Below are 23,822 nucleotides of genomic sequence, written 5' to 3'. Positions count from 1 at the left end.
ATAAAATAAGGAGGAAAAATGGATATAAAAAAAGATTTAGAAATACTAAAAAAACATTTGACTGAAAATAAAAAATCCATAGGAATAGATGAAATATATAAACTTTTATCTTGGTCCTCAAAAATGAAAAAAAGAAATAAAGAGATATTAGACTCTTGGATAGAGTTAGGAGAGCTTGTAAAAAATAATAAAGGAAAATATAATATTCCTGAAAATATAGGAATGGTTTGTGGAGAATTTAGTGTTATAAGAAATAAATTTGCCTTTGTTGATACTGAAAAAGAGGGGATTTTCATACCAAAATCTGGATTTAATGGAGCATTAAATGGAGATATAGTTTTGGTAAAAATTACCAAAGATAGTGTTAGAACTGAGAAAAAAGAGGGGGAAGTTTATAAAATTATAAAAAGAACTAATGACACAGTTATTGGAATTTTACAAAAACAAAAAGGTTTTGGTTTTGTAACTCCTACTCACTCTTTTGGTAAAGATATATATATTCCTAAAAGATTTTTAGGTATGGCTAGAGATGGAGAGTTAGTTGTTGTTAAGATAGATTTCTTTGGAGATAGAGAAAGAAAGCCAGAGGGAAAAATAATAGAAGCTTTAGGAAATCCTTTAGATAGTAAAGTTATGATGGAAGCTTTACTAAAAAGAGAAAATTTGAAAGAAGATTTTCCAGAAGAAGTTATGAGAGAGGCTAGAGCTGTTCCTCAAGAGATACACAAAGATGAAATAGCTACAAGAAAAGATTTAAGAAATTTATCAATAATCACTATAGATGGTGCTGATGCTAAAGATTTAGATGATGCTGTATATGTAGAGAAAAAAGAAAATGGAAATTATAGATTAATTGTTAGTATAGCTGATGTAAGTTATTATGTAAAAGAAGGTTCAGCTATGGATAAAGAAGCTTTGAGAAGAGGGAACTCAGTTTATTTAGTAGATAGAGTTTTACCAATGCTTCCTCGTGAACTTTCAAATGGAATTTGTTCATTAAATCCTAATGAAGATAAACTAACTTTTACTTGTGAACTTGAAATTGATTCTTTAGGAAAAGTAAAAGATGTTCAAACTTATAAATCAGTTATTAGAACAGCTTATCGTATGACTTATACAGATGTAAATAAAATTTTAGAAAATGATGAGGAACTTTGTAAAAAATATGCCTCTATAAAAGATATGTTGTTTATGATGTTAGAACTTTCTAAAATTATAAGAAATATAAAATATAATAGAGGAAGTATAGATTTTGATTTACCAGAAATAAAAGTAATATTAAAAGATAATTTAACAGTTGACCATTTAGAAAAAAGAGATAGAGGGGAAGCTGAAAAAATTATAGAAGATTTTATGATAGAAGCAAATGAAGCTGTTGCGGAAAAATTATTTTGGTTAGAAGTACCAAGTATTTATAGAACCCATGAGAAACCAGATGGAGAAAGAATACATGGGTTAAATGATGTTTTAGGAAAATTTGGTTATAAAGTTATGTTTGGGTCTGAGGGAGTACATCCTAAGAAGTTTCAATCTATAATTGAAGATTCTCAAGCTAAAGGAATAAGTATGATAGTTCATAAAATGATATTGATGGCTTTAAAACAAGCTAGATATACACCAGAAAATATTGGACACTTTGGATTAGCTTCAAGTTATTATACACATTTTACATCACCTATTAGAAGATATGCAGATTTAATGATTCACAGAATTTTGGGAGAAACTTTATTTGGATATCCTAAGAAAAAATATCTTGAAAAATTAGAAAAAAATCTTCCAACTATTTGTACAGCTATTTCTAAAACAGAAAGAGATGCGATGAAAGTAGAAGATGAAAGTAAAAAAATAAAAATAGTAGAATACATGCTTGATAAAATAGGTGATGTATTTAAGGGAACTATTATAGGAATAAGTAATAGAAAAGTATTTATAGAAACAGAGGAATTAGTAGAATGTATGTGGGATGTTACAAATTCTCCTCATTATTATGAATTTGATGAAAAAAATTATGTTATGGTAGATACAGATACAGGAAATAAATATAATTTAGGAGATAAATTAGAAGTTATAATTGTAAGAGTTGATATGGGAGAATTGGAGATAGAAGTAGCTCCATATAATGAAGAAAATTTTTCTGTAAAAAGAAAATAAGAGGTGAAAAATGATACTTGCAAATAATAAAAAAGCCTATTTTGATTATTTTGTAGAAGATAAAATAGAGGCTGGTATTGAATTAGTAGGTAGTGAGGTAAAATCAGCTAAGGCTGGAAAAGTTAGTATAAAAGAATCTTTTGTAAGAATTATTAATGGAGAAGTTTTTATAATGGGAATGTCTATTGTTCCTTGGGAATATGGAAGTGTATATAATCCTGAAGAAAAAAGAGTAAGAAAATTACTTCTTCATAAAAAAGAGATAAAAAAATTACATGAAAAAGTAAGTCAAAAAGGTTATACTATTGTTCCATTGAATGTACATCTTTCAAAAGGATATGTAAAAGTAGATATTGCTCTTGCTAGAGGAAAGAAAACTTACGATAAAAGAGAAAGTATAGCTAAAAAAGACCAAAAAAGAGATATTGATAGAGCAATGAAAGAAAGATATTAATTTTTTAAGAGGTTATTGTATTTTATAATATTTACAATAGCCTCTTTTTATATTATCTTTTTTTTATTTTTTTTCGTCAAATAAATATAAACAAAGAAAATTTCCTATAAAAAAGAGGTGAATTATATGAAATATTCTGAAAATGGATTACAATATCATATAGGATTAAAAGAGGGAGATGTTGGTAAATATGTAATTTTACCAGGGGACCCAAAAAGATGTGAAAAAATTGCAAAATATTTAGATAATCCAAAATTAATAGCAGATGTAAGAGAATTTGTAACATACACAGGATATTTAGATGGAGAAAAAGTAAGTGTAACTTCTACAGGAATTGGTGGACCATCAGCTTCTATAGCTTTGGAGGAACTAGTAAATTGTGGAGCCGATACTTTTTTAAGAGTTGGAACTTGTGGAGGAATGCAAAAAGAAATAGTAGGAGGAGATATAGTTATTGCTACAGCCTCTATTCGTATGGAGGGAACAACTAGAGAATATGCCCCAATAGAATTTCCAGCAGTAGCTAATATAGATATAGTTAATTCTCTAATAAAAGCTTCAGAAACTTTAGGAAAAAAATATCATGTGGGAGTTATACAATCTAAAGATTCTTTTTATGGCCAACATAGTCCAGATATAAAACCAGTAAGTTATGAATTAAATAATAAATGGGAAGCTTGGATAAGATTAGGTTGCCTTGCTTCTGAAATGGAATCAGCTTCTCTTTTTATAGTAGGAAGTTATAGAAAAGTTAGAGTGGGAGCTTCTTTTTTAGTTATGGCAAATCAAGAAAGAGAAAAATTAGGACTTGATAATCCAGTTGTTCATGACACAGATGAAGTTGTAAAAATTACTATAGAAGCTATAAGAAATTTAATAAAAGAAGATAAAAAGAAATAGGGGTTTATATGGAAAAATATAGGGATATTATAGAAAAAGCTTATGAAGTTCAAAAAAATGCCTATGCTCCATATTCAAATTTTTTTGTGGGAGCTTGTGTAAAAACAAAAGATAATAAATATTTTTTAGGAGCTAATGTAGAAAATGCCTCTTATGGTTTAACAAATTGTGCCGAAAGAAATGCTATATTTCAAGCTTATTCTATGGGATATAGAAAAAAAGATATAGAGTCAATTTGTATTGTAGGAAGTGGAAAAAATTTAATAACTCCTTGTGGAGCCTGTAGACAAGTTATGGTTGAATTATTAGAAAAAGATACTCCTATAGTATTAGTTACTGAAGACAAATTAAAAATAACAAATATCGAAGAATTATTACCTTTTTCATTTACAGATGAAAGTTTATAAGGAGGATATATGAGTACACCACATAATAGTGCTAATGTTGGAGAAATTACAAAAAATGTTTTAATGCCTGGAGACCCTTTAAGAGCTAAATTTATAGCTGAAACTTTTTTGGAAGATGTAAAATTAGTAAATTCAGTTAGAAATATGTTTGCTTATACAGGAAAATATAAAGGAAAGGATATTACTGTTATGGGCTCTGGAATGGGAATGCCATCAATAGGAATATACTCTTATGAACTTTTTTCTCAATATGGTGTTGAAAATATTTTAAGAATTGGTTCAGCTGGAGCTTATGTAGATACATTAAATATTTTTGATATTGTATTGGTAGAAAGTGCTTGGAGTGAATCTTCTTTTGCTAAAACTCAAAATGGATATGAAAAAGATGAAACTTATCCAGATGAAGAATTAAATAATAAAATAAAAGAAACAGCTAAAAAATTAAATATTCCTATTCATTTATCAAAAATTCATTCTAGTGATGTTTTTTATAGAGATGCTGAAGAGGGATATTATAAAAAAATATTTGAAGATAAAGGTTGTGAAGCTGTAGAGATGGAGAGTTTTGCTCTTTTCCATAATGCAAAAGTTTTAGGAAAAAAAGCTGCCTGTCTTTTAACAATATCAGATAGTTTTACTTCAAAAAAAGCTACAACAGCAGAAGAAAGACAATTATCTTTTACAAATATGATGAAAATAGCTTTGGAAACATTTTGTGATTAAAAAATAAGGTGGGTTTATCCCACCTTAAATTTTTTCTGGAGTAATTACTGTTATAGAATCCCAAATATTATAAGTTACAAAACCTAATGGAGCACCCTTAGGTTTATTTAGATTTTTCTTTTCAGTATAATCAACTACTACTTTTTCTCCACTATTAGCTTTTGAATAATAAGCTGAATATTCAGCAACTTTTTTTATAAACTCTTCATCATTGACAAAATCTTCTTTTTTTACTATAAAATGAGAACCAGGCATATCTTTTATATGAAACCACATATCATCTTTTCTAGCAAATTTAAAAGTTAAATAATCATTTTCCTTATTATTTCTTCCAAAATATAAAATTTTATTATCTAAATTAATAGTACCATAAGGAACTTCAATAGTTTTCTTTTTATTTTTTTTATTATTTTTCTCAATAATATATTTTTCTTCTATCAATTCTTTTTCAATATTTTTTAATTCTTCAATATTTTTACTTTTTTCTATAAAAGTTCTAACACTATCAATATATGTTAACTTATTTGAAAATTCAACTAATCTTTCTTTTGAGATTTCTAAACCTCTTTTCATTTTAGAAGATTTTTTATAAATTTTAGAAAGATTTGATTGAGGAGAAAGTAAGGGGTCTATGTCAATAGTAATTTCACAATTATTGTAGAAATCATAGGCTTTTACTTTTGTATCTCCTTTTTTTATAGAATATAATACAGAAGCTAAAATATCCCCTAAATTTTTATATTTTTCATGTTCTTTCATTATTTCAATATCTTTTTTAATATTTTTTAATATTTTTAAAGATTTTTTTTCCTCTTTATCCAATACAGAAAATAATCTATTTTTTAATAAAGTAAAAGAGTTTGATAATGATTTTAATTTTATATAATTATTAATCATTTCAACATATGTAGAAAATGGAATTTCCTTATCAAAATCTTTTGGAATAATATTTAATACAGTGGCTAAAATAGGAGTATCGTTTTTGAAATATATTTTAGGAGAAATATTATCCTTTAAAAATTTAGTTAAATCTTCAAAAGAATTTATTTGATTTTTTAATAATTTTCCAATTCCTTCAATATTTTCAACAATATTATTTTCTTCTAAGTATTTTTCAAATTCTTTTTCAGTTATATAAAGAGGATTTATTTTTTTCGTTACAATAGGTTGTGTGTAAACTTCTCCATTAAATAGAGTTCTTAGAGAATTTTCTTCCAAAGATTTTTTCTTTAATACAGAGATTATCTTATTATCTTTATCAGTTAAAATTACATTAGAATATTTACCCATTATTTCAAAATATAAGAAATTATTTTGTATTTCTCCAAGTTCATTTATTTTTGAAAATGAGAATTTTAATATTCTATCAAATCCTAGTTGTTCAATTTTAATTAGAGCTGAATTTATTAAATATTTTCTAATTAATAATAAAAAACTAGAGTTTTCTTCTAAAAAATTTTCTTCTTTGTCTTCATTTATATAACAAATAGGTAATGACGGATTACAAGAAAAAAATAGAGCTTTTTTTCCAAAGTGTAATGTTAAAGAAAGGGAAGAATTTTGAAAAATCTTCCCAATTTTTTTACTTGTTAAATTTTCTTCTAGCTCTATTTTTATTTTAGAAAGAGATATTCCATCTAAATAAAACATTAATCTTCTACCTTAACAACAATAATATTTTTAGCATCTAATATATTAACTTCTAAGATAGTTCCGTCATCTTTCTTAAGAGCTACATTATTAGAATCTTTTCCCTCTAAAACTTCTAATGTACAATAATGTCCAACTCCTCTGTCCATAAAATAATCTTGAATAATAGGAGTTCCTTTTATTTCAACAACAGAAACTTTAGTATTTATAGGAAAATCTGTTATAGGCAAAGGTTTTAATAATTCAGATTTATTTTTTAAACTTTTAAGAAGTTTTTTAAAAGTTCCTAAGAAAACTTTTACTTCATCTTCATCTAGTTTTTCAATTATAGAAGAAACTATAGTTTTGTGATAATTATTGTGATAATTTAAAGCTTGCATCCCTTTTTTAGATAAAGAAACATAAACTTTTCTTCTATCTGTGTTAGAACGAACTCTTGAAACAAATCCTTTTTCTCCTAATTTTGTAATAGCAACAGTTGCAGTTCCCATAGTTATAGCCAGTCTATCAGCAAGTTCATTCATAGTAAGAGAATCTTCACCTATAGCCTCTATTATGTGAAGTTCAGTATGAGTAAGACATTTTATTCCATTTTTTAATGCCATGTCTTCTGATTCATAAAAAAGCTTATAAAATTTTTCAAAAATATCATTTAATTCTTCAATATATTTAGCCATTTTCCCTCCCTATTTTAAACTTTTAATTCTTTCTTCATAATTTCCACCAAAAACATAAGAACCAGCTACAAAAATATTAGCCCCTGCTTCAATACATTTTTTTATAGTTTTATCATTTATTCCACCATCAACTTCAATATCAACAGTTTCACTCATTTTTCTAATTTCTTTTATTTTTTCAACCGAACTTTCTATAAAACTTTGTCCTCCAAATCCTGGATTTACACTCATGACCAAAACTAAGTCTATATCATTTATGATATATCTTAAAACTTCAGGAGATGTAGATGGATTTAAGGAAATTCCAGCTTTAATTCCATAAGATTTTATTTGTTGGATAACTCTGTGTAAATGTATTGTAGATTCAGCATGAACTACTATTAAATCAGCTCCAGCTTTTACAAAAGCTTCAATATATCTTTCTGGTTGTGTTATCATTAAATGAACATCAAATAATAATTTAGTTTTGTTTCTTATAGCTTTTATTACAGGAGGTCCAAAAGTGATATTTGGTACAAAAATACCATCCATTACATCTATATGAATCCAATCAGCTCCAGCTTTATCTATGCTAATAACTTCTTCACCTAATCTACTAAAGTCTGCTGACAAAATAGATGGTGCTATTTTAATATCTTTCATAATTATTCCACCTTTCGTTTTTTAATTTTTCATAGACTTTTTTATAAAAATTATATCTTTCTTTAAAAATTTTTCCCTCTTCAACTTTTTCTTTTATTAGACATCCAGGTTCACTAATGTGATGGCAATCTAAAAATTTACAATATTCTCCATCTTCAAAATTAAATTCTTTAAAAAGAGAGATAAGTTCTGTAAAATCTTTTATAGGTGGTAAATCTATAGATGAAAATCCTGGAGTATCTATAACGTATCCTCCACAAATGGAAGGAATAAGTTTTGAATCTCTAGTAGTATGTTTACCAGCTTTTAATTTTTTGCTTGTTTCTCCTACTATTAAATTTTCTTCATTTTGTAACATATTTAAGATGCTAGATTTTCCGACACCACTAGGACCACCAAATGCTACAGTTTTATCTTTTATAAAACTTTTGACTTTTTCAACTCCTATATTTTTATAAGTAGAAACAAAAAATAGAGGAATGTCCACTGAATTTAAAAATTTTAATCTTTCTTTTAAGTTTGTAATTTCTTCCTCTGTAAGCAAGTCTATTTTATTAATAATTACAATTGGATTTATTTTATAGTAGATACTATTAAGTAATAAAGTATTTAACCTATCTAAATCAACTTCTGGGTCTTTTCCAGCAAATTGAATAACAAGATAATCTATATTAGAAACCAAAGGTCTATTTATCATATTTTTTCTAGGATAAACTTCTATAATAGAATTATCTTCTGAAATTTCTACAACATCACCTACAACACAATTTTCTTTTTTCTCTTTTCTTTTTAAAATTCCTCTTAATTTACATTCATAAATATTTTCTTCAGATTTTACATAATAAAATCCTTGTATTTTATTTATAACCTTCCCTTTAATAATATCATCCCCTAAATTTATTCAGTAACAGTGATATTTATAGTAGAACCTGCTGAAATTCTACTGTTAGCTCCAATACTTGTATCAACTACTATATTTGGTTCTAACCCTTCTACTTTTATTTTTTCAATTTTTCCAATAAAAATAGAATTTTCTTTTAAAAGTTTTTCAGCTTCAATAAGAGTATATCCAGAAATATCAGGAACTTTTACTACTTTGTTTAATGAACGGCTACTAACTAATAATGAAATACCATCTTTAACATTGACATATTCTCCTTTTCCTGGATTTGTAGTGACAATACAATTATATGATAAAGGAGAATCTGTTCTAGCAATACTATTAATTTTTATTCTTTTTTCTTCAAGTAATTTTTTTACAGTAAAAAGTTGTTGTCCTTCAAAATCAGGAACTTCAAAATAATTTTCTCCCATACTAACCCAAACTTTTATAGTTCTTCCCTTTTTTATTATATGTCTTTCAACAGGGTCCTGCATAAAAATTTGTCCTTCTGGAAGTCTAGAAAAATCTTTTCCAACAACTTTTATATCAATTATATCTTTATCAGCTAAAACACTTACCTCTTCTGGTGTAAGTCCTACAAGATTAGGAGTGTAATAAAAATCTCTATTAAAATACCAATTTAAAGTTAAATATCCTAAGAAATATATTGTAGCCATAATAGAGATTATACAACTAGCTACAACTATTATTTTTTTTTGCATTAATCCTCCTAAAAAAATAAAAGATACTTATTATAAAAATGATAACATAAACGAAATAAAATATCAATAAATAATCTAGAAAAAAAAGAAATATTTGACAAATATTTCTAAAATAAAAATAATTTATTCTTGATAAAATATAGTTAAAATGATAAAATATTTTGTGTTGATTTTATAATTTTTAGGAGGAATAATGAGTAACAAAATAGACATTTTAATCTCTAAAGAACAATTGGAAAATCGTATTATTGAACTTGGAAGACAAATAAAAGAGGATTATCAAGGAAAACAATTAGTTTGTGTTGGATTATTAAAAGGGTCAGTAGTATTTATCTCTGATTTAATAAGAGCCATAGATATGGATTTAAGTATTGATTTTATGAAGGTATCTAGTTATGGAAAAGGAACTGATTCTACAGGAGTCGTAAAAATTTTAAAAGATGTAGATGAAGAAGTTACAGGGAAAGATGTACTATTAGTAGAAGATATTGTTGATACAGGTTTGACTATTGCAAATGTAAAAGAATTTATGGCAAAGAAAAGACCAAATTCTGTAAAAGTATGTACATTATTAGATAAACCAAGCAGAAGAAAAATAGATGTAAAGGCTGAATATGTAGGGTTTGAAATTCCAGATGAATTTGTTATAGGGTTTGGATTAGATTATGCAGAAAAGTATAGAAATCTTTCTTTTGTAGGAAAGCTTACTTTAGATAAGGATAATAAATAAAATGTCATTTAAACATAAGAAAAAATATGGACAAAATTTTTTAAATGACCAAAATACAATATTAGAAAAAATAATGGAAGTTTCTAATGTAAATTTAGAAGATGAAATTTTAGAAATTGGTCCTGGTGAAGGGGCTTTAACAGAGCTTCTTCTTCAAAAGTCTAAAAAAGTTAACTGTGTAGAAATTGATACAGACCTTGAAAAGATACTTAGAAAAAAATTTGATTCAAATCCAAAGTTTAATCTTCATATGGGAGATATTTTAGAAACAGATATAGATAAAATTATAGGAGAAAATACAAAAGTTGTTGCTAATATTCCTTATTATATAACTTCTCCTATTATAAACAAGCTTATAGAACATAGAGATAAAATAAAAGAAGTATATCTTATGGTCCAAAAAGAAGTAGGAGAAAGAGTTTCTGCTATTTCTGGAAAAGAGAGAAGTGTTTTAACTTTAGCTATTGAATATTTTGGAGAGGCATCTTATTTATTTACTATTCCAAAAGAATTTTTTACTCCTATTCCTAAAATTGATTCTGGATTTATTTCTATAAAATTTCATGAGGATAAAAAATATGAAAAACAAATAAGTGAAGAACTATTTTTTAAATATGTAAAAGCTGCTTTTTCTAATAAAAGAAAAAATATTGTAAATAACTTATCAACTTTAGGTATTCCTAAAAATATCATTCAAGAAAAATTAGAAATCTTAGGAATTCCTTTTAATGAAAGAGCTGAAAATATTACAATTGAACAATTTATAAAATTAGCTAAATTATTAGAAAATAAATAGGAGAAAAATTTATGGAAAGTTATGAATTTGTTGTAAAAAGTAGAAGAGAAGATATTGATTTTATAAATAAAATTATAGAAGCTTATGAGGGACTTGGAGTAGTTAGAACAACTAATCCAAAAGAGGGTTTACTTACTATTATAACAACTGATGATTTTAAAGATGAATTAAAAAAAATTATTTTAGATTTAGGAAATAAATATGTTGTTGCTGAAATTTTAGAAGAGGGAAAATGGAAAGGACAACTATAAAAATCAGGAGGTATAGATGGAAAAATTAGAAAATCTATTAAAATATATTTTAAAAAATTTAGTAGAAACAGAAGAAGCAATTAGAATTACTTATGAAGTAATAGACGATACAGTTATTTTTAAAGTAAATGTTGCTCAAGGAGAAATGGGTAGAGTTATTGGTAAAAATGGACTTACAGCTAATGCAATAAGAGGAGTTATGCAAGGAGCTGGAGTAAAAGATAAATTAAATGTAAATGTAGAGTTTTTAGATTAGGTGAAATATGGAAGAATTAGTAATTATTGGTAAAATAACAGGAACTCATCATTTAAAAGGAGCTTTAAAAGCTAATATAAATATTGGTGAAGAGGAAGACCTTATTGGAGAAAAAGTACTTGTAGAAAAACCAAATGGAGAAAAAAATATTTTTACTGTAAAAAAAATCTCTCCTTTAGTAGGAGATAAATTTATATTGGAATTTGAAGAGATTGAAAATAAAACTCAAGGAAATTTATTACAAAATTCTATAATAAAAGTTAATAGAATGGTACTTGGGCTTGAAGAAGATGAATATCTTTTACAAGATTTATTAGGTATGGAAGTTATCACTTTAGAGGATAAAAATATAGGAAAAGTTACAGAAGTTTTTGATACAGCAGCTCATGAAATTTTAGTTGTAGAAACTGATGAAACTGAAGCTTTAATTCCAAATATAGATACATTTATAAAAGAGATTGATTTTGAAAATAAAAAAATTATTGTTGAGCTTTGGGAAGGAATGTTAGAAGAAAAGCAAACAAAATAATATGTATATTATCAAAAATAAATTATGAGGTTTAAATGAAAATAAATATTTTAACTTTATTTCCAGAATTATTTCAAGGGTTTAAAACTCAAAGTATAATTGGAAGAGCTATCAAAAATCAATTAATAGAAATTAATATAGTGAATATAAGAGATTTTTGTTTTGACAAACATAAACAAGCTGATGATATTCCATTTGGAGGAGAAGGGGGAATGGTTATGAAACCAGAACCTCTTTTTCGCGCTTTAGAAACTGTAGGTGGAAAAGTGATTTATACATCACCTCAAGGAATTATTTTCAATCAAGAAGTGGCTCTTAAATTAAAAGAGGAAGAAGAAATTACAATTATAGCAGGACACTATGAAGGAATAGATGAAAGAGTAGTAGAAGAAAAAGTAGATATGGAAATTTCTATTGGAGATTTTGTTCTTACAGGAGGAGAACTTCCAGCTATGGTCATAGTAGATGCTATTTCAAGACTTATTCCTGGAGTCATTACAAAAGCTTCTTATGAAAATGATTCTTTTTTTAATGGGCTTTTAGATTATCCACAATATACTAGACCAGCAGAATATATGGGACTTAAGGTTCCTGAAGTTCTAACTTCTGGAAATCATAAAAAGATAAAAGAGTGGAGAATAAAGGAAAGTTTAAAAAGAACATATTTAAGAAGACCTGATTTATTAGAGAAAAAAATTCTTGATAAAACAGAAAAAAAACTTTTTAATGAAATGTTAAGAGAATTAAAAGAAAATGAAAATTAGGAGATATAAAAATGAGAGATAAAATATATTTAGGATTAGTTCATTATCCTGTTTACAATAAAAATAAATCTGTTGTTTGTACTTCAGTTACAAATTTTGATATACATGATATTTCAAGAACATGTAGAACTTATAATGTAAAAGAATATGACTTAATAGTTCCATTAGATGCTCAAAAACAACTTACAGAAAGAATCATAGGATATTGGCAAGATGGAAGTGGAGGAGAATACAACAAGGATAGAGAATCAGCTTTTGTAAATACAAGAGTTAGAGAATCTATTGAGGAAACTATAAAACATATTGAAGAAGTAGAAGGGGAAAGACCTATAATAATAACAACTTCAGCTCATATTTTCCCAAACTCAATTAGTTATCCAGCTCTTTCTGAAAAAATATTTTCAGATGATAAACCATATCTTTTCCTATTTGGTACAGGTTGGGGATTAATAAAAGAGGTTATGGATATGTCAGATTTCATATTAGAACCAATAAGAGGAACTACAAAATATAATCATTTATCTGTTCGTGCTGCAGTAGCTATTATATTAGATAGAATTTTAGGTGAGAAATAAAATTTAAAGAGGTTTATAAATGAGTAGAAAGATTTTAATTAAATCTAAACCAGACTTTTTCCATAGTGTTGGAGCCAAAAATTTACTGGTAAAAGAAATTGTATATGAAGAATTATATAAAAAATTAAAAATAAGTTGCCAGTTAAAAGACCCAACTTTTTTATGTGAAACAGACATAGTAACGACAGATTTACAAAAAAAGTTTGGAGAGAGTCTTTCTGTAGAATTTAATATAGAGTATGAAAATCTACAAATTACTCAAAAAATTTTAACTGAAATTGTTGAGAAAGCTATAGAAAAATTAAAACTTAGAAATGCTGTTTCAAAATCTTTTTTATTTCTTTATAGAATTAGAATAGAAGAAAAAAATATTTATATAGAATTAAAAAATGAAATGGCAATTGCTACTTTATATGAGTCAAAAATAAATTTAAAATTAGAAAATTTATTATCTGAATTTGGAATAAATGATTTTAAAATTTCTTTTATTCCTGGAGATTTTTCAAAAGAGATTAATGAGATTGAAAAGGAAAAAGAAGACAGAATCATAACTTTGAGTCAGAAAATAGATAGTGAAAATGAGAAAAATTCTCAAACTCCTAAAGAAGAAAATAACAATCAAAATAATGAAAAAAAATACAATGCTGTGGCCTTTAGAAAAACTAAAGAAATTAAAGGAAAATCTATATCTATAGATGAATTTTCAGAGATTTTTGATAATGATATTTGTATTTTAGAAGGAGAAGTTTTTAACTTTGAAAAAAGAGAATTAAAAACAGGAAATTTACTTTATGTTATGAGAATAACAGATAATAAAAATTCTGTTACTACAAAAATGTTTGTAAAACCTGATGAGAATTTAGAAGTTAAAGTTGGAGATTTTATAAAAGTAAGTGGAAGAAAGCAAATTGATACTTTTAGTGAAAATGAAGAGATATTACTAGTATCTTCTCTTAATAAAATGGAAAAAACTAAAATTTCAAAAGAGGATGTTTCTGAAGAAAAAATGGTAGAATTACATACTCATAGTAAAATGAGTGAGATGGTTGGAGTTACAGAGATAGGAGATTTAATAAAAAGAGCTAAATCTTATGGACATACAAGTATGGCAATTACAGACTATTCTGTAGTTCATACTTTCCCTTTTGCATTTAAACAAACTAAAAAAGATGAAAATTTTAAAGTCATTTTAGGTTGTGAAATGTATATGGTAGATGACACTAAACAAATGATTAATAATCCAAAAGACATTCTTATAGAAGATGAAAGTTTTGTAATTTTTGACTTAGAAACAACAGGACTTAATTCACATGAGCATGAGATTATAGAGATTGGTGCTATAAAAATGGAGGGAACAAGAATTGTTGACAAGTTTTCTAAATTTGTAAAACCTAAACGCCCTGTTCCTGAAAAAATTAAAAATTTAACAAATATAACTGATGGAATGTTAGAAAGTGCCGATTCAATAGAAGTAGTTTTACCTGAATTTATGAAATTTGTTGGAGATTCTACAATGGTAGCTCATAATGCTAAATTTGATATGAGTTTTATAAGAAGAGATTGTAAGAGAATTTTAGGAATTGATTATGAGCCTAGTGTTATAGATACATTACAGATGGCAAGAGATATATTTCCAGAATTAAAAGGTTATGGATTAGGTCATCTTACAAAAAAATTAGGGGTTGCTTTAGAAAGTCACCATAGAGCAGTTGATGACTCACAAGCAACTGCTGGAATGTTTAAAATTTTCTTAGAAAAATATTATGAAAAAGGAGTAAAAAAAGTTTCAGAAATAAATGGAGCTTTTCCTATAAATATTCAAAAACAAGATACTATAAATATTCTTGTTCTTGCTAAAAATTTAGCTGGATTAAAAAATATTTATAAACTTGTATCCTTTGCTCATAAAGATAATTTTGGAAATAAAAAACCAAGAGTTAAGAAATCAGAAATTTTAGCCCATAGAGATGGAATATTTGTTGGGGCATGTAATACAGTTCACTTTATGAATAATGGAGAACTTGCTATAAATTATCTTGATTATAATTTTAAAGAAATGGAGAAAGCAGTTGATTTTTATGATTATGTGGAGCTTCTTCCAAAAGAAAATTATAATGAATTTATAGAAGAAGATGGAACTAATAGAATTATGTCATACAAAGCTATTGAGGAAATGAATAAATATCTTTATGATTTAGCTAAAAGACATAATAAGTTAGTAACAGGAAGTTCTAATGTTCATTATCTTGAAAGAGAAGAAAAAGATATAAGAAGTATTTTATTATATGGTAGTGGAAATGTATTTAACGAAAGACAATATACTATTGATAATGGATTTTATTTCAGAACTACTGATGAGCTATTAAAAGAGTTTTCTTATTTAGGAGAAGATATAGCTCATGAAATAGTTATTACAAATACAAATAAAATTTCTAATGAGATTGAAAAAGTTCAACCAATACCAGATGGATTTTATCCACCAGAGCTTGATAATGCAGAAAATATAGTTAGAGAAATGACTTATGAAAAAGCTTATAGAATTTATGGAGACCCTCTTCCAGAAATAGTTTCAGCTCGTCTTGAAAGAGAGTTAAAAGCTATTATAGGACATGGATTTTCAGTTTTATATTTATCAGCTCAAAAATTGGTTAAAAAATCTTTGGATAATGGATATTTAGTAGGGTCAAGAGGTTCAGTTGGTTCTTCATTAGTTGCTTTTATGATGGGAATTACAGAGGTTAATGCTCTATATCCTCATTATATTTGTACAGACCCAAATTGTAAATATTCAGAATTTATTGAAAAAGAGGGAGCTGGAGTTGACTTACCAGAAAAAAATTGTCCAAAATGTGGTAAACCTTTAAAAAGAGATGGACATTCAATACCATTTGAAGTTTTCATGGGATTTGATGGAGATAAAGTTCCAGATATAGACTTAAACTTTTCAGGGGAATATCAATCAGAAATTCACAGATATTGTGAAGAATTATTTGGAAAATCTAATGTCTTTAAGGCTGGAACAATATCAACTTTAGCTGATAAAAACGCCATTGGTTATGTAAAAAAATATTATGAAGACCACCATTTGAATATTTCAAAAGCAGAAATTATTAGAAAAGCTTCAAAAGTAGAGGGAGCTAAAAAGACAACAGGACAACATCCAGGTGGGATGGTTATAGTTCCTAAATATAAAGAAGTTTTTGATTTCTGTCCAATACAACATCCAGCTAATGATATGCAAAATGATTCTATCACTACTCATTTTGATTACCATGTTATGGATGAACAATTAGTAAAATTAGATATACTAGGGCATGATGACCCGACAACTATAAAAATGTTACAAGAATATACAGGAGTAAATGTTTATGATATTCCTATTGCTGACCCTGAAACTTTAAAAATATTTTCAGGAACAGAAGTTTTAGGAGTTACTCCTGAAGAGATTGGCTCTGTTGTAGGAACTTATGGAGTTCCAGAATTTGGTACAGGATTTGTAAGACAAATGTTGGAAGATACTTTACCAAAAACTTTTGCTGAACTTGTTAGAATTTCTGGACTTTCTCATGGAACAGATGTTTGGCTTAATAATGCTCAAGAATTTATTCGTGAGGGAACAGCAACTCTATCAGAAGTTATTACAGTAAGAGACGACATTATGAACTATTTAATAGACAGTGGAATGGAAAAAGTTACAGCTTTCAAAATAATGGAATTTGTAAGAAAAGGAAAACCATCTAAAGAGCCTGAGAATTGGGAAAAATTCTCAAATATGATGAAAGAAAAAAATGTAAAAGAGTGGTATATAGAATCTTGTAAAAGAATAAAATATATGTTCCCTAAAGGACATGCTGTAGCCTATGTTATGATGGCCATGAGAATAGCTTATTTTAAAATTCATTATCCATTAGCTTTTTATGCAGCTTATCTTACTCGTAAGATGGAGGATTTTGATTTTGAAATGATGGGAAGCAAAGAATTAGCAAAAGCAAAACTACAAGAGCTTAATAAAGAACCTAAGCTTGATGTTAAGAAAAAAACACAGATGGCTATATGTGAAATTGTTTTAGAGATGTATGCTAGAGGTTTTGAATTTTTAGGAATTGATTTGTATAAATCAGAAGGATTTAGATTTACAATAGAAGACGAAAAAATAAGAGTTCCATTAATGGGAATATCTGGATTAGGAGCAAGTGTAGTAGAAAATATTATAGCTGAAAGAAATATTGAAAAATTTATTTCTTATGAAGATTTAAAAAGAAGAACAAAAATGTCAACTACTGTTTTAGATAAATTAAAAACTCTTAATGCAGTAAAAAATCTAAGTGATACAAATCAAATTAGTCTATTTTAGAAGGAGAGAAAAGTGAAAAACAAAAAATATTTAGGAGCGGGATTAGTATGTTTTGCTGCTTCTCTTTGGGGATTTGATGGAATTGTTTTAACTCCTAGATTACATCAATTAAGTGTTCCCTTTGTAGTTTTTATTCTACATTTTATCCCTTTTCTTTTTATGAGTTGTTTTTTTGGAAAAGAGGAAATAAAAAATATAAAAAAATTACCTAAAAAAGATATTTTTTATTATTTTTGTATAGGATTATTTGGAGGTTCTTTAGGAACAATTTCTATAGTAAAGGCTCTATTTTTAGTAAATTTTCAACACTTAACAGTTGTAACTTTATTACAAAAAACTCAACCTATATTTGCTTTAATTTTAGCTAGAATTATTTTAAAAGAAAAATTGAGTAAGAACTTTTTCTTTTTAACATTTTTAGCTATGATTGGTGGATATATAATGACATTTGAATTTGCTTTACCTCATTCAAGTGGAAGTGGAAATATATTATCAGCTAGTTTATTGGCTTTACTTGCTGCTTTTTCATTTGGAAGTTCTACTGCCTTTGGAAAGAGAATTTTAACTAATTCTTCTTTTAGGACAGCACTATATACAAGATTTCTTTTTACAAGTATAATTACCTTTATAATAACTTTATTTAAAGGAGATTTAGTATATTTTACAAGAGTAACTTCATTTCAATGGTTGATTTTTATAACTATAATGCTTACAAGTGGTAGTATGGCAATTATGATTTATTATAGAGGACTTAGATATATAGATGCCAGTGTGGCTACTATTTGTGAATTAGCTTTTCCAATATCATCAGTTGTGTTTGATTATATTTTTAATGGAAGATTACTAACAGGACAACAATTTATAGGTGCAATTATTTTAGTATTTACAATAATAGCAATAGGAAAAACACAAAAATAAAACTTGATAAATAAAGAGAATATTTCTATTTGAAATTAAGAAAAGTATATTAAAAAGGCTGTTGTTATTTAAATCCAACAGCCTCTTTTTTTTATTCTATTCTAATATAACCTTTATCAGCGTAATCATTTTTAGAGATTAATTTTCCATTTTCATTATAATATTTCCATATTCCATTTCTTTTTCCTGCTACATATTTTCCAGTTTCTTTTAACTTTCCATTTTCATAGTAAGAAAAATAATCACCTATTTTATAACCATCAGAATATGAAACTTTTATTTTTATTTTATTATTTTCATAATATTCTATATATTCACCATCTAAATATCCATTGTGATAATTTTCAATTTTAGAAATATTCCCATTATCAAAATAATAAGTAAATTTACCATTAGGTAAATCATCTATAAAAAATCCCTCTAAAGCTAACTTTCCATTTTCATAATATTTTTTAGCAATTCCTTCTTGATTTCCATTTTTATAATTTATTGAATATTTTAATTTTCCAGAAGGATAAAATTCTTTATATTCACCATCTATATTATTAGAAGAAACTTTAAAAATATCTTTTATATTAGTTTTATTAAAATAAAGATTTAATACATAACCATTTCCATTTTCATTTACTGTAGAAATTCTATATTGATTATTCTTGTAAAGTTTTTCTGTATTAGTACAAGCAGTTAAAAGAAAAAGTGAAAGGATAAAGTATTTTTTTATATTATTTAAGGATAAGTTCTTCATCTAATTTTAATGTGTCCTCTCCTTTTTCATTTTCTATTGGAGTAACATTTAAAGTTTCTAGAGGTGCAACATATTCCATATTAGTTACATTAGATTTTATAACTTCTAATCTTTTTATTAAATCACTAGTAAATTCAATAAAAGTGAATTTTGATTGTCTAAAAATATCTTCTAAAGAAGTTGTCACTATTATGTATAAGTATCCATCAGCTACAAAAGATTCTTTTTCAACAACATTTCCAACTAATACATTAGTAGTATAATCTTTTAATTCTTTCATAGAATTGTTATAAATTCTCTTAGAATAATTGTCTACTAAATTCATTTGTTGTTGGAAACTTTTTTCAACTTCAGCTGAAATTTTAGCTTTTATTTGATTTAAAGCTGCTTCTCTAGCTTTTCCTTCAACTACAAATTGACCTGATGATGAAATTTTAGCCTTTCCGATACCATAAATCTCTCTAGACATATCCACATTATTAGCTATTTTTTCTTTACAAATTACAGATAAATTATTAGGATTTGTAGAGAAATTTTGTAATCCACTACATCCAATTAGGGTAGTTGCAAGTAGAATAAACATAGTTTTTTTCATTTTAATTCCTCCTAACATATGTAATATTATATTTTTTATATATTTTCTTAAACAAAAAAGTAAAATTTTTTATCTAAATTATAAGGTTTAAGTTTATTCATTTTTTATATTCATTTTATATCAAAACAAAGATTAATGCAAATAATTATTGAAAATTTTTTTAAAATTTTATAAAATAAATAGAATGGCTTTTATAATTATTTGTAAAAAATACTATTTTTATTGAATATAAGGAGGAGAAAATGAGATTTTTTTCTTTAAGAAAGAAAAAGTATGCGACTTTAACAGTAAAAGATGAAATAGATGAAAGTAAAATGCTTGAAAATGATAAAAAGAAAAGTGGTATTACAGAAGAAGCTTCAGAACTTTGGGAAAAATGTCCCGAGTGTGGAGAGATAATACTTAAAAAAGATATAGGAAGAAATCTTTATAGATGTCCTAGTTGTGGATATTATTATAGAATGAGTGCCAGAGAAAGAATAAACTTATTAATTGATGGTGGAACTTTTGTAGAAGAGGATGCAAACTTACAAACAGAAGATTTTTTAGGGTTTGAAGGTTATAAATCGAAAGTAGAAAAAGCTGAAGGAAAAACAGGGATGAATGAAGCTGTTGTTTCTGGTATTGGAGAAATTAAAGGAATAAAAGTAAGTATTGCTGTTATGGATTTTGATTTTTTAGGTGGAAGTATGGGTTCTGTTGTTGGAGAAAAGATTACTAGAGCTTTAGAGAGAGCTTTAGAAATGAGAATTCCAGCTATAGTTGTTTCTAGTTCAGGAGGAGCTAGAATGTATGAGGGAATTGTTTCATTAATGCAAATGGCTAAAACATCAGCTGCTGTTCATCGTCTAAAAAAAGCTGGAATTCCATATATTTCTATTCCAGTAAATCCAACAACAGGAGGAGTTACAGCTTCTTTTGCTATGTTAGGTGATGTAATAATAACAGAACCAAAAGCTTTAATTGGTTTTGCTGGACAAAGAGTTATAGAACAAACTATCAAACAAAAACTTCCTAAAGGATTCCAAACAAGTGAGTTTTTACTTCAACATGGAATGTTGGATATAATCAGTAAAAGAGAAGAAATGAAAGATATTGTAGCTAAAGTTTTAAGTAACTTAGTCTAGATTTAGGAGGGTAAAAGTGGATTTTGAAAAAGAACTTTTAGAGATAGAGGCAAAAATAAAAGAACTTGAAGAGTTTGCAAAAAATAAAGAAGTAGATTTAACAGAGGAAATTGAAAAACAAAAAGAATTATACAGAGATAAAATAAAAGAAGTCTATTCAAATTTAACAGATTGGGATAAAGTTTCTATAGCAAGACACCCAAATAGACCAAATACTTTAGACTATATTAGAGGGATAACAGAAGATTTTGTTGAATTACATGGAGATAGACTTTATGGAGATGACCCTGCTATAGTTGGAGGACTTTGTAAAATCGAAGGACAAAAATTTGTTGTAATTGGTCATCAAAAAGGTAAAGACATAAATGAAAAAATTCGTAGAAACTTTGGAATGGCAAATCCAGAAGGTTATAGAAAAGCTTTAAGACTTATGAGAATAGCTCAAAGATTTAATATTCCAATTCTTACTTTAGTAGATACAGCTGGAGCTTTTCCAGGAATTGAAGCAGAAGAAAGAGGACAAGGTGAAGCTATAGCAAGAAATCTTATGAAAATGATGGGATTTAGAGTTCCAATTATTTCTGTTATTATTGGAGAAGGAGGAAGTGGAGGAGCTTTAGCTCTAGCAGTGGCTGATAAAGTTTTCATGTTAGAACACTCTATTTATTCAGTAATTTCTCCAGAAGGTTGTGCAGCTATATTATTTAAAAATGGAGCTTTAGCTGAAAAAGCAGCTAATAACTTAAAAATATCAGCTCAAAACTTAAAAAAATTAGGAATTATAGATGATATAATTCCAGAACCTTTAGGTGGAGCTCATAGAGATATTTTATGCGCACAAATTAACCTAAAAAATGCTGTTATCTCATCAATTACTGAATTAAAGAAAATAAATATAGATACTTTACTAAAAAATAGATATAATAAATTTAGAAAAATTGGTTTCTTCTTAGAAGAAGTAGATGAGGAAATTACAGAGAAAACATCTCAAGTAGAAAATAATGAGGAAAAAAATTAAATTATTATAAATTTTTTAGGGAGGTTAATAATGAGAAGAATAGCTATCTTAACAAGTGGTGGAGATGCACCTGGTATGAATACAGCTATTAGAGCTGCAGTAAAAATGGCTCAATATAAAGGAATGGAAGTTTATGGTATAAGAAGAGGATATCATGGAATGTTAATGGATGAAATCTTTTTAATAGATGGACGTTTCCTATCTGGAATAATTGAAAAAGGAGGAACAGCTCTTTTAACTGCAAGATGTCCAGAATTTAAAGACCCTAAATATAGAGCAATAGCAGCTGAAAATTTAAAAAGAAGAGGAATTGAAGGACTTATAGTAATAGGTGGAGATGGTTCATATAGAGGAGCTGACCTTTTAAGTAAAGAACATGGAATAAAAGTAGTTGGTCTTCCTGGAACAATAGATAATGATATTATTGGAACTGATTATACTATAGGATTTGATACTTGTTTAAATACAATATTAGATGCTATTTCTAAATTAAGAGATACAGCCACTTCTCATGAAAGAACAATTCTTGTAGAAGTTATGGGAAGAAGAGCTGGAGATTTAGCTGTTCATTCTTGTATTTGTGGTGGAGGAGATGGAATCTTAATACCAGAAGTAGAAAATTCTATTGAAATGCTTGCTTTCCAAATAAAACAAAGAAGAAATACTGGAAGATTACATGATATAGTTCTTGTAGCTGAAGGTGTAGGAAATATATTTGATGTAGAAAAAGAACTAAAAGAAAAAGTTACAACAGAAGTAAGAACAGTTATTTTAGGTCATATCCAAAGAGGAGGAACTCCTAGTGGAAGAGATAGAATGTTAGCTACTCAAATGGCTGTAAAAGCTGTTGAACTATTAGAAGCTGGAGAAGGTGGAATAATGGTTGGAGTTGAACGTGGAGATGTAGTTACTCATCCTATTTCTTATGCTTGGGAAGGAACAAAAAGAAATAATATTTTAGATTTATATCGTATTGCTGATATATTTTCTAGATAATAAAAATAAAAATCAGGTTAGATTAAATTCTATCCTGATTTTTTTATTATATATTTTTAAATATCTAATTTTTTTCCGTCAATAGAAATTGTAATAACTTGCCAAGGAATAAATTTACCACTATTTTTTAAAGCATTTACAGCAGCTCTTTCAATACCACCACAACAAGGAACTTCCATTCTAACAACTGTTAAAGATTTTATATTATTATTTTTTATTATAGCAGTTAATTTTTCTTCATAATCTCCAGAATCTAATTTTGGACAACCAATTAAAGTTATACGATTTTTAATAAATTCATTATGAAAATTTCCATAAGCAAAGGCTGTACAATCAGCAGCTATAAGAAGATTGGAATTTTCAAAATAAGGAGCATTAATAGGTACTAATTTTATTTGAACAGGCCATTGTTGTAATTTGCTTTTTAAAACTCCCTCTTCAAAATTTTGATTGTTATCAGTTTCTATTTCTATTTTTTTAGAATTTGAACCAGGACAACCTATATGATGATTTATAACTTTACTTTGACTTCCAGGACACCCACCATTAGAACAATTATTTGAATTTTTCTTAGCCATATTTGATAAAACAGCAGCCTCATCATATGGAAGAGCCTCTCTTTCTTCAAAAGTTATAGCTCCTGTATGACAAGATGGTAAACAATCTCCTAATCCATCACAATAATCATCTCTTAAAAGTTTAGCTTTTCCATTTACTAAACCAATAGCTCCTTCATGACAAGCATTGACACAAGCTCCACAACCATCACATTTATTTTCATCTATTTTTATTATTTTACGAATCATATTTTTCCTCCCTAAATATATTTTACACTATAATTATAATATAAAAATTTTAAAAAATATGTTGCTGTTGCAACAATTTTTATTTCTAAGGAAATTATAAATTGATTTTATATAAAAATTTTTTAATTTTTTATATGAAAATAGACAAAAATA

At 26.7% G+C, this 23,822-nt stretch carries 25 protein-coding genes; 17 read left to right on the top strand and 8 right to left on the bottom strand.

The features are described from left to right. Positions 1-18: 18 nt before the first annotated feature. From rnr to deoD, 5 genes are all read left to right on the top strand, one after another. Positions 19-2,151 (top strand): ribonuclease R, encoded by a 2,133-nt coding sequence (gene rnr / locus HF862_RS08550; RefSeq protein WP_170187449.1) that lies wholly within the window; start codon positions 19-21, stop codon positions 2,149-2,151. Positions 2,152-2,161: 10 nt separating this feature from the next. Beyond that, on the top strand, positions 2,162-2,605 hold the full coding sequence (gene smpB, locus HF862_RS08545) for an SsrA-binding protein SmpB (protein ID WP_027129479.1): 444 nt from the start codon (positions 2,162-2,164) through the stop codon (positions 2,603-2,605). A 126-nt stretch (positions 2,606-2,731) separates the two neighbouring features. Further along, positions 2,732-3,505 carry a uridine phosphorylase gene (gene udp, locus HF862_RS08540; protein WP_170187448.1) on the top strand — a complete coding sequence of 258 codons (774 nt, stop codon included), beginning with the start codon at positions 2,732-2,734 and terminating at the stop codon, positions 3,503-3,505. Positions 3,506-3,513: 8 nt separating this feature from the next. Next, entirely contained in the window at positions 3,514-3,912 is a 399-nt protein-coding gene (gene cdd, locus HF862_RS08535) for a cytidine deaminase (protein ID WP_170187447.1), read from the top strand. A 9-nt stretch (positions 3,913-3,921) separates the two neighbouring features. Further along, positions 3,922-4,635, top strand: coding sequence for a purine-nucleoside phosphorylase (gene deoD, locus HF862_RS08530; protein WP_170187446.1), 714 nt, complete (start codon positions 3,922-3,924; stop codon positions 4,633-4,635). A 24-nt stretch (positions 4,636-4,659) separates the two neighbouring features. Here deoD and HF862_RS08525 read toward each other — a convergent pair whose 3' ends face one another. The 5 genes from HF862_RS08525 to HF862_RS08505 are packed head-to-tail and all read right to left on the bottom strand — an operon-like array spanning position 4,660 to position 9,209. Next, positions 4,660-6,285, bottom strand: a complete 1,626-nt coding sequence (locus tag HF862_RS08525; RefSeq protein WP_170187445.1) for an NFACT family protein — start codon at positions 6,283-6,285, stop codon at positions 4,660-4,662. Then, positions 6,285-6,962, bottom strand: coding sequence for a MarR family winged helix-turn-helix transcriptional regulator (locus HF862_RS08520; RefSeq protein WP_027129474.1), 678 nt, complete (start codon positions 6,960-6,962; stop codon positions 6,285-6,287). The genes HF862_RS08525 and HF862_RS08520 overlap by 1 nt, the downstream gene beginning before the upstream one ends. Positions 6,963-6,971: 9 nt before the next feature. Next, entirely contained in the window at positions 6,972-7,607 is a 636-nt protein-coding gene (rpe, locus tag HF862_RS08515; protein ID WP_304205870.1) for a ribulose-phosphate 3-epimerase, read from the bottom strand. Then, positions 7,591-8,469 (bottom strand): ribosome small subunit-dependent GTPase A, encoded by an 879-nt coding sequence (gene rsgA, locus HF862_RS08510; RefSeq protein ID WP_170187466.1) that lies wholly within the window; start codon positions 8,467-8,469, stop codon positions 7,591-7,593. The genes rpe and rsgA overlap by 17 nt, the downstream gene beginning before the upstream one ends. A 32-nt stretch (positions 8,470-8,501) precedes the next feature. After that, positions 8,502-9,209 (bottom strand): PASTA domain-containing protein, encoded by a 708-nt coding sequence (locus HF862_RS08505; protein WP_170187443.1) that lies wholly within the window; start codon positions 9,207-9,209, stop codon positions 8,502-8,504. 193 nt (positions 9,210-9,402) lie between these two features. On the opposite strand from HF862_RS08505, the gene hpt reads away from it, so the two are divergent. Genes hpt through HF862_RS08460 form a run of 9 tightly spaced genes read left to right on the top strand, consistent with a single transcriptional unit; the run spans position 9,403 to position 18,382 of the window. Next, positions 9,403-9,939, top strand: coding sequence for a hypoxanthine phosphoribosyltransferase (gene hpt / locus HF862_RS08500; protein WP_170187442.1), 537 nt, complete (start codon positions 9,403-9,405; stop codon positions 9,937-9,939). Between the two features lies 1 nt (position 9,940). Continuing rightward, on the top strand, positions 9,941-10,735 hold the full coding sequence (rsmA, locus tag HF862_RS08495) for a 16S rRNA (adenine(1518)-N(6)/adenine(1519)-N(6))-dimethyltransferase RsmA (RefSeq protein WP_170187441.1): 795 nt from the start codon (positions 9,941-9,943) through the stop codon (positions 10,733-10,735). A gap of 11 nt (positions 10,736-10,746) precedes the next feature. Further along, positions 10,747-10,986 (top strand): DUF4911 domain-containing protein, encoded by a 240-nt coding sequence (locus HF862_RS08490; protein WP_170187440.1) that lies wholly within the window; start codon positions 10,747-10,749, stop codon positions 10,984-10,986. A 16-nt stretch (positions 10,987-11,002) separates the two neighbouring features. After that, on the top strand, positions 11,003-11,242 hold the full coding sequence (locus HF862_RS08485; protein ID WP_027129467.1) for a KH domain-containing protein: 240 nt from the start codon (positions 11,003-11,005) through the stop codon (positions 11,240-11,242). A gap of 7 nt (positions 11,243-11,249) precedes the next feature. Next, positions 11,250-11,771: a ribosome maturation factor RimM gene (gene rimM, locus HF862_RS08480; protein WP_170187439.1), complete on the top strand. Its 522-nt coding sequence runs from the start codon at positions 11,250-11,252 to the stop codon at positions 11,769-11,771. A 35-nt stretch (positions 11,772-11,806) separates the two neighbouring features. Continuing rightward, a complete protein-coding gene (gene trmD, locus HF862_RS08475; RefSeq protein ID WP_170187438.1) occupies positions 11,807-12,535 on the top strand; it encodes a tRNA (guanosine(37)-N1)-methyltransferase TrmD in 729 nt (242 codons plus the stop codon). 11 nt (positions 12,536-12,546) lie between these two features. Further along, complete coding sequence (locus tag HF862_RS08470; RefSeq protein WP_170187437.1) at positions 12,547-13,110, top strand: RNA methyltransferase; 564 nt, start codon at positions 12,547-12,549, stop codon at positions 13,108-13,110. A 19-nt stretch (positions 13,111-13,129) separates the two neighbouring features. Continuing rightward, the gene (locus HF862_RS08465) at positions 13,130-17,464 is read left to right on the top strand and encodes a PolC-type DNA polymerase III (RefSeq protein ID WP_170187436.1); all 4,335 of its coding nucleotides are present in this window, start codon (positions 13,130-13,132) and stop codon (positions 17,462-17,464) included. 12 nt (positions 17,465-17,476) lie between these two features. Next, the gene (locus tag HF862_RS08460; protein WP_170187435.1) at positions 17,477-18,382 is read left to right on the top strand and encodes a DMT family transporter; all 906 of its coding nucleotides are present in this window, start codon (positions 17,477-17,479) and stop codon (positions 18,380-18,382) included. Positions 18,383-18,473: 91 nt separating this feature from the next. On the opposite strand, the gene HF862_RS08455 is transcribed toward HF862_RS08460, so the two are convergent. Both HF862_RS08455 and HF862_RS08450 read right to left on the bottom strand, forming a co-directional pair. Further along, positions 18,474-19,127, bottom strand: coding sequence for a toxin-antitoxin system YwqK family antitoxin (locus tag HF862_RS08455; protein WP_170187434.1), 654 nt, complete (start codon positions 19,125-19,127; stop codon positions 18,474-18,476). Then, positions 19,105-19,722: an LPP20 family lipoprotein gene (locus HF862_RS08450; RefSeq protein ID WP_170187433.1), complete on the bottom strand. Its 618-nt coding sequence runs from the start codon at positions 19,720-19,722 to the stop codon at positions 19,105-19,107. Before HF862_RS08450 ends, HF862_RS08455 begins: the two co-directional genes overlap by 23 nt. 242 nt (positions 19,723-19,964) lie before the next feature. Here HF862_RS08450 and accD point away from each other — a divergent pair, with 242 nt between their 5' ends. The 3 genes from accD to pfkA are packed head-to-tail and all read left to right on the top strand — an operon-like array spanning position 19,965 to position 22,863. Beyond that, positions 19,965-20,849, top strand: a complete 885-nt coding sequence (gene accD / locus HF862_RS08445) for an acetyl-CoA carboxylase, carboxyltransferase subunit beta (RefSeq protein WP_170187432.1) — start codon at positions 19,965-19,967, stop codon at positions 20,847-20,849. Positions 20,850-20,865: 16 nt separating this feature from the next. After that, positions 20,866-21,867: an acetyl-CoA carboxylase carboxyltransferase subunit alpha gene (locus HF862_RS08440; RefSeq protein WP_170187431.1), complete on the top strand. Its 1,002-nt coding sequence runs from the start codon at positions 20,866-20,868 to the stop codon at positions 21,865-21,867. Positions 21,868-21,897: 30 nt separating this feature from the next. Further along, complete coding sequence (gene pfkA, locus HF862_RS08435) at positions 21,898-22,863, top strand: 6-phosphofructokinase (RefSeq protein ID WP_170187430.1); 966 nt, start codon at positions 21,898-21,900, stop codon at positions 22,861-22,863. Between the two features lie 56 nt (positions 22,864-22,919). Here the strand turns inward: pfkA and HF862_RS08430 are convergent, their stop codons facing one another. After that, positions 22,920-23,669 (bottom strand): ATP-binding protein, encoded by a 750-nt coding sequence (locus HF862_RS08430; protein WP_170187429.1) that lies wholly within the window; start codon positions 23,667-23,669, stop codon positions 22,920-22,922. Positions 23,670-23,822: the final 153 nt, after the last annotated feature.

Source organism: Fusobacterium sp. FSA-380-WT-3A (assembly GCF_012843705.1).
Taxonomy (GTDB): Bacteria; Fusobacteriota; Fusobacteriia; order Fusobacteriales; family Fusobacteriaceae; genus Fusobacterium_B.
This window is presented reverse-complemented; position numbering and strand designations above follow the sequence as displayed.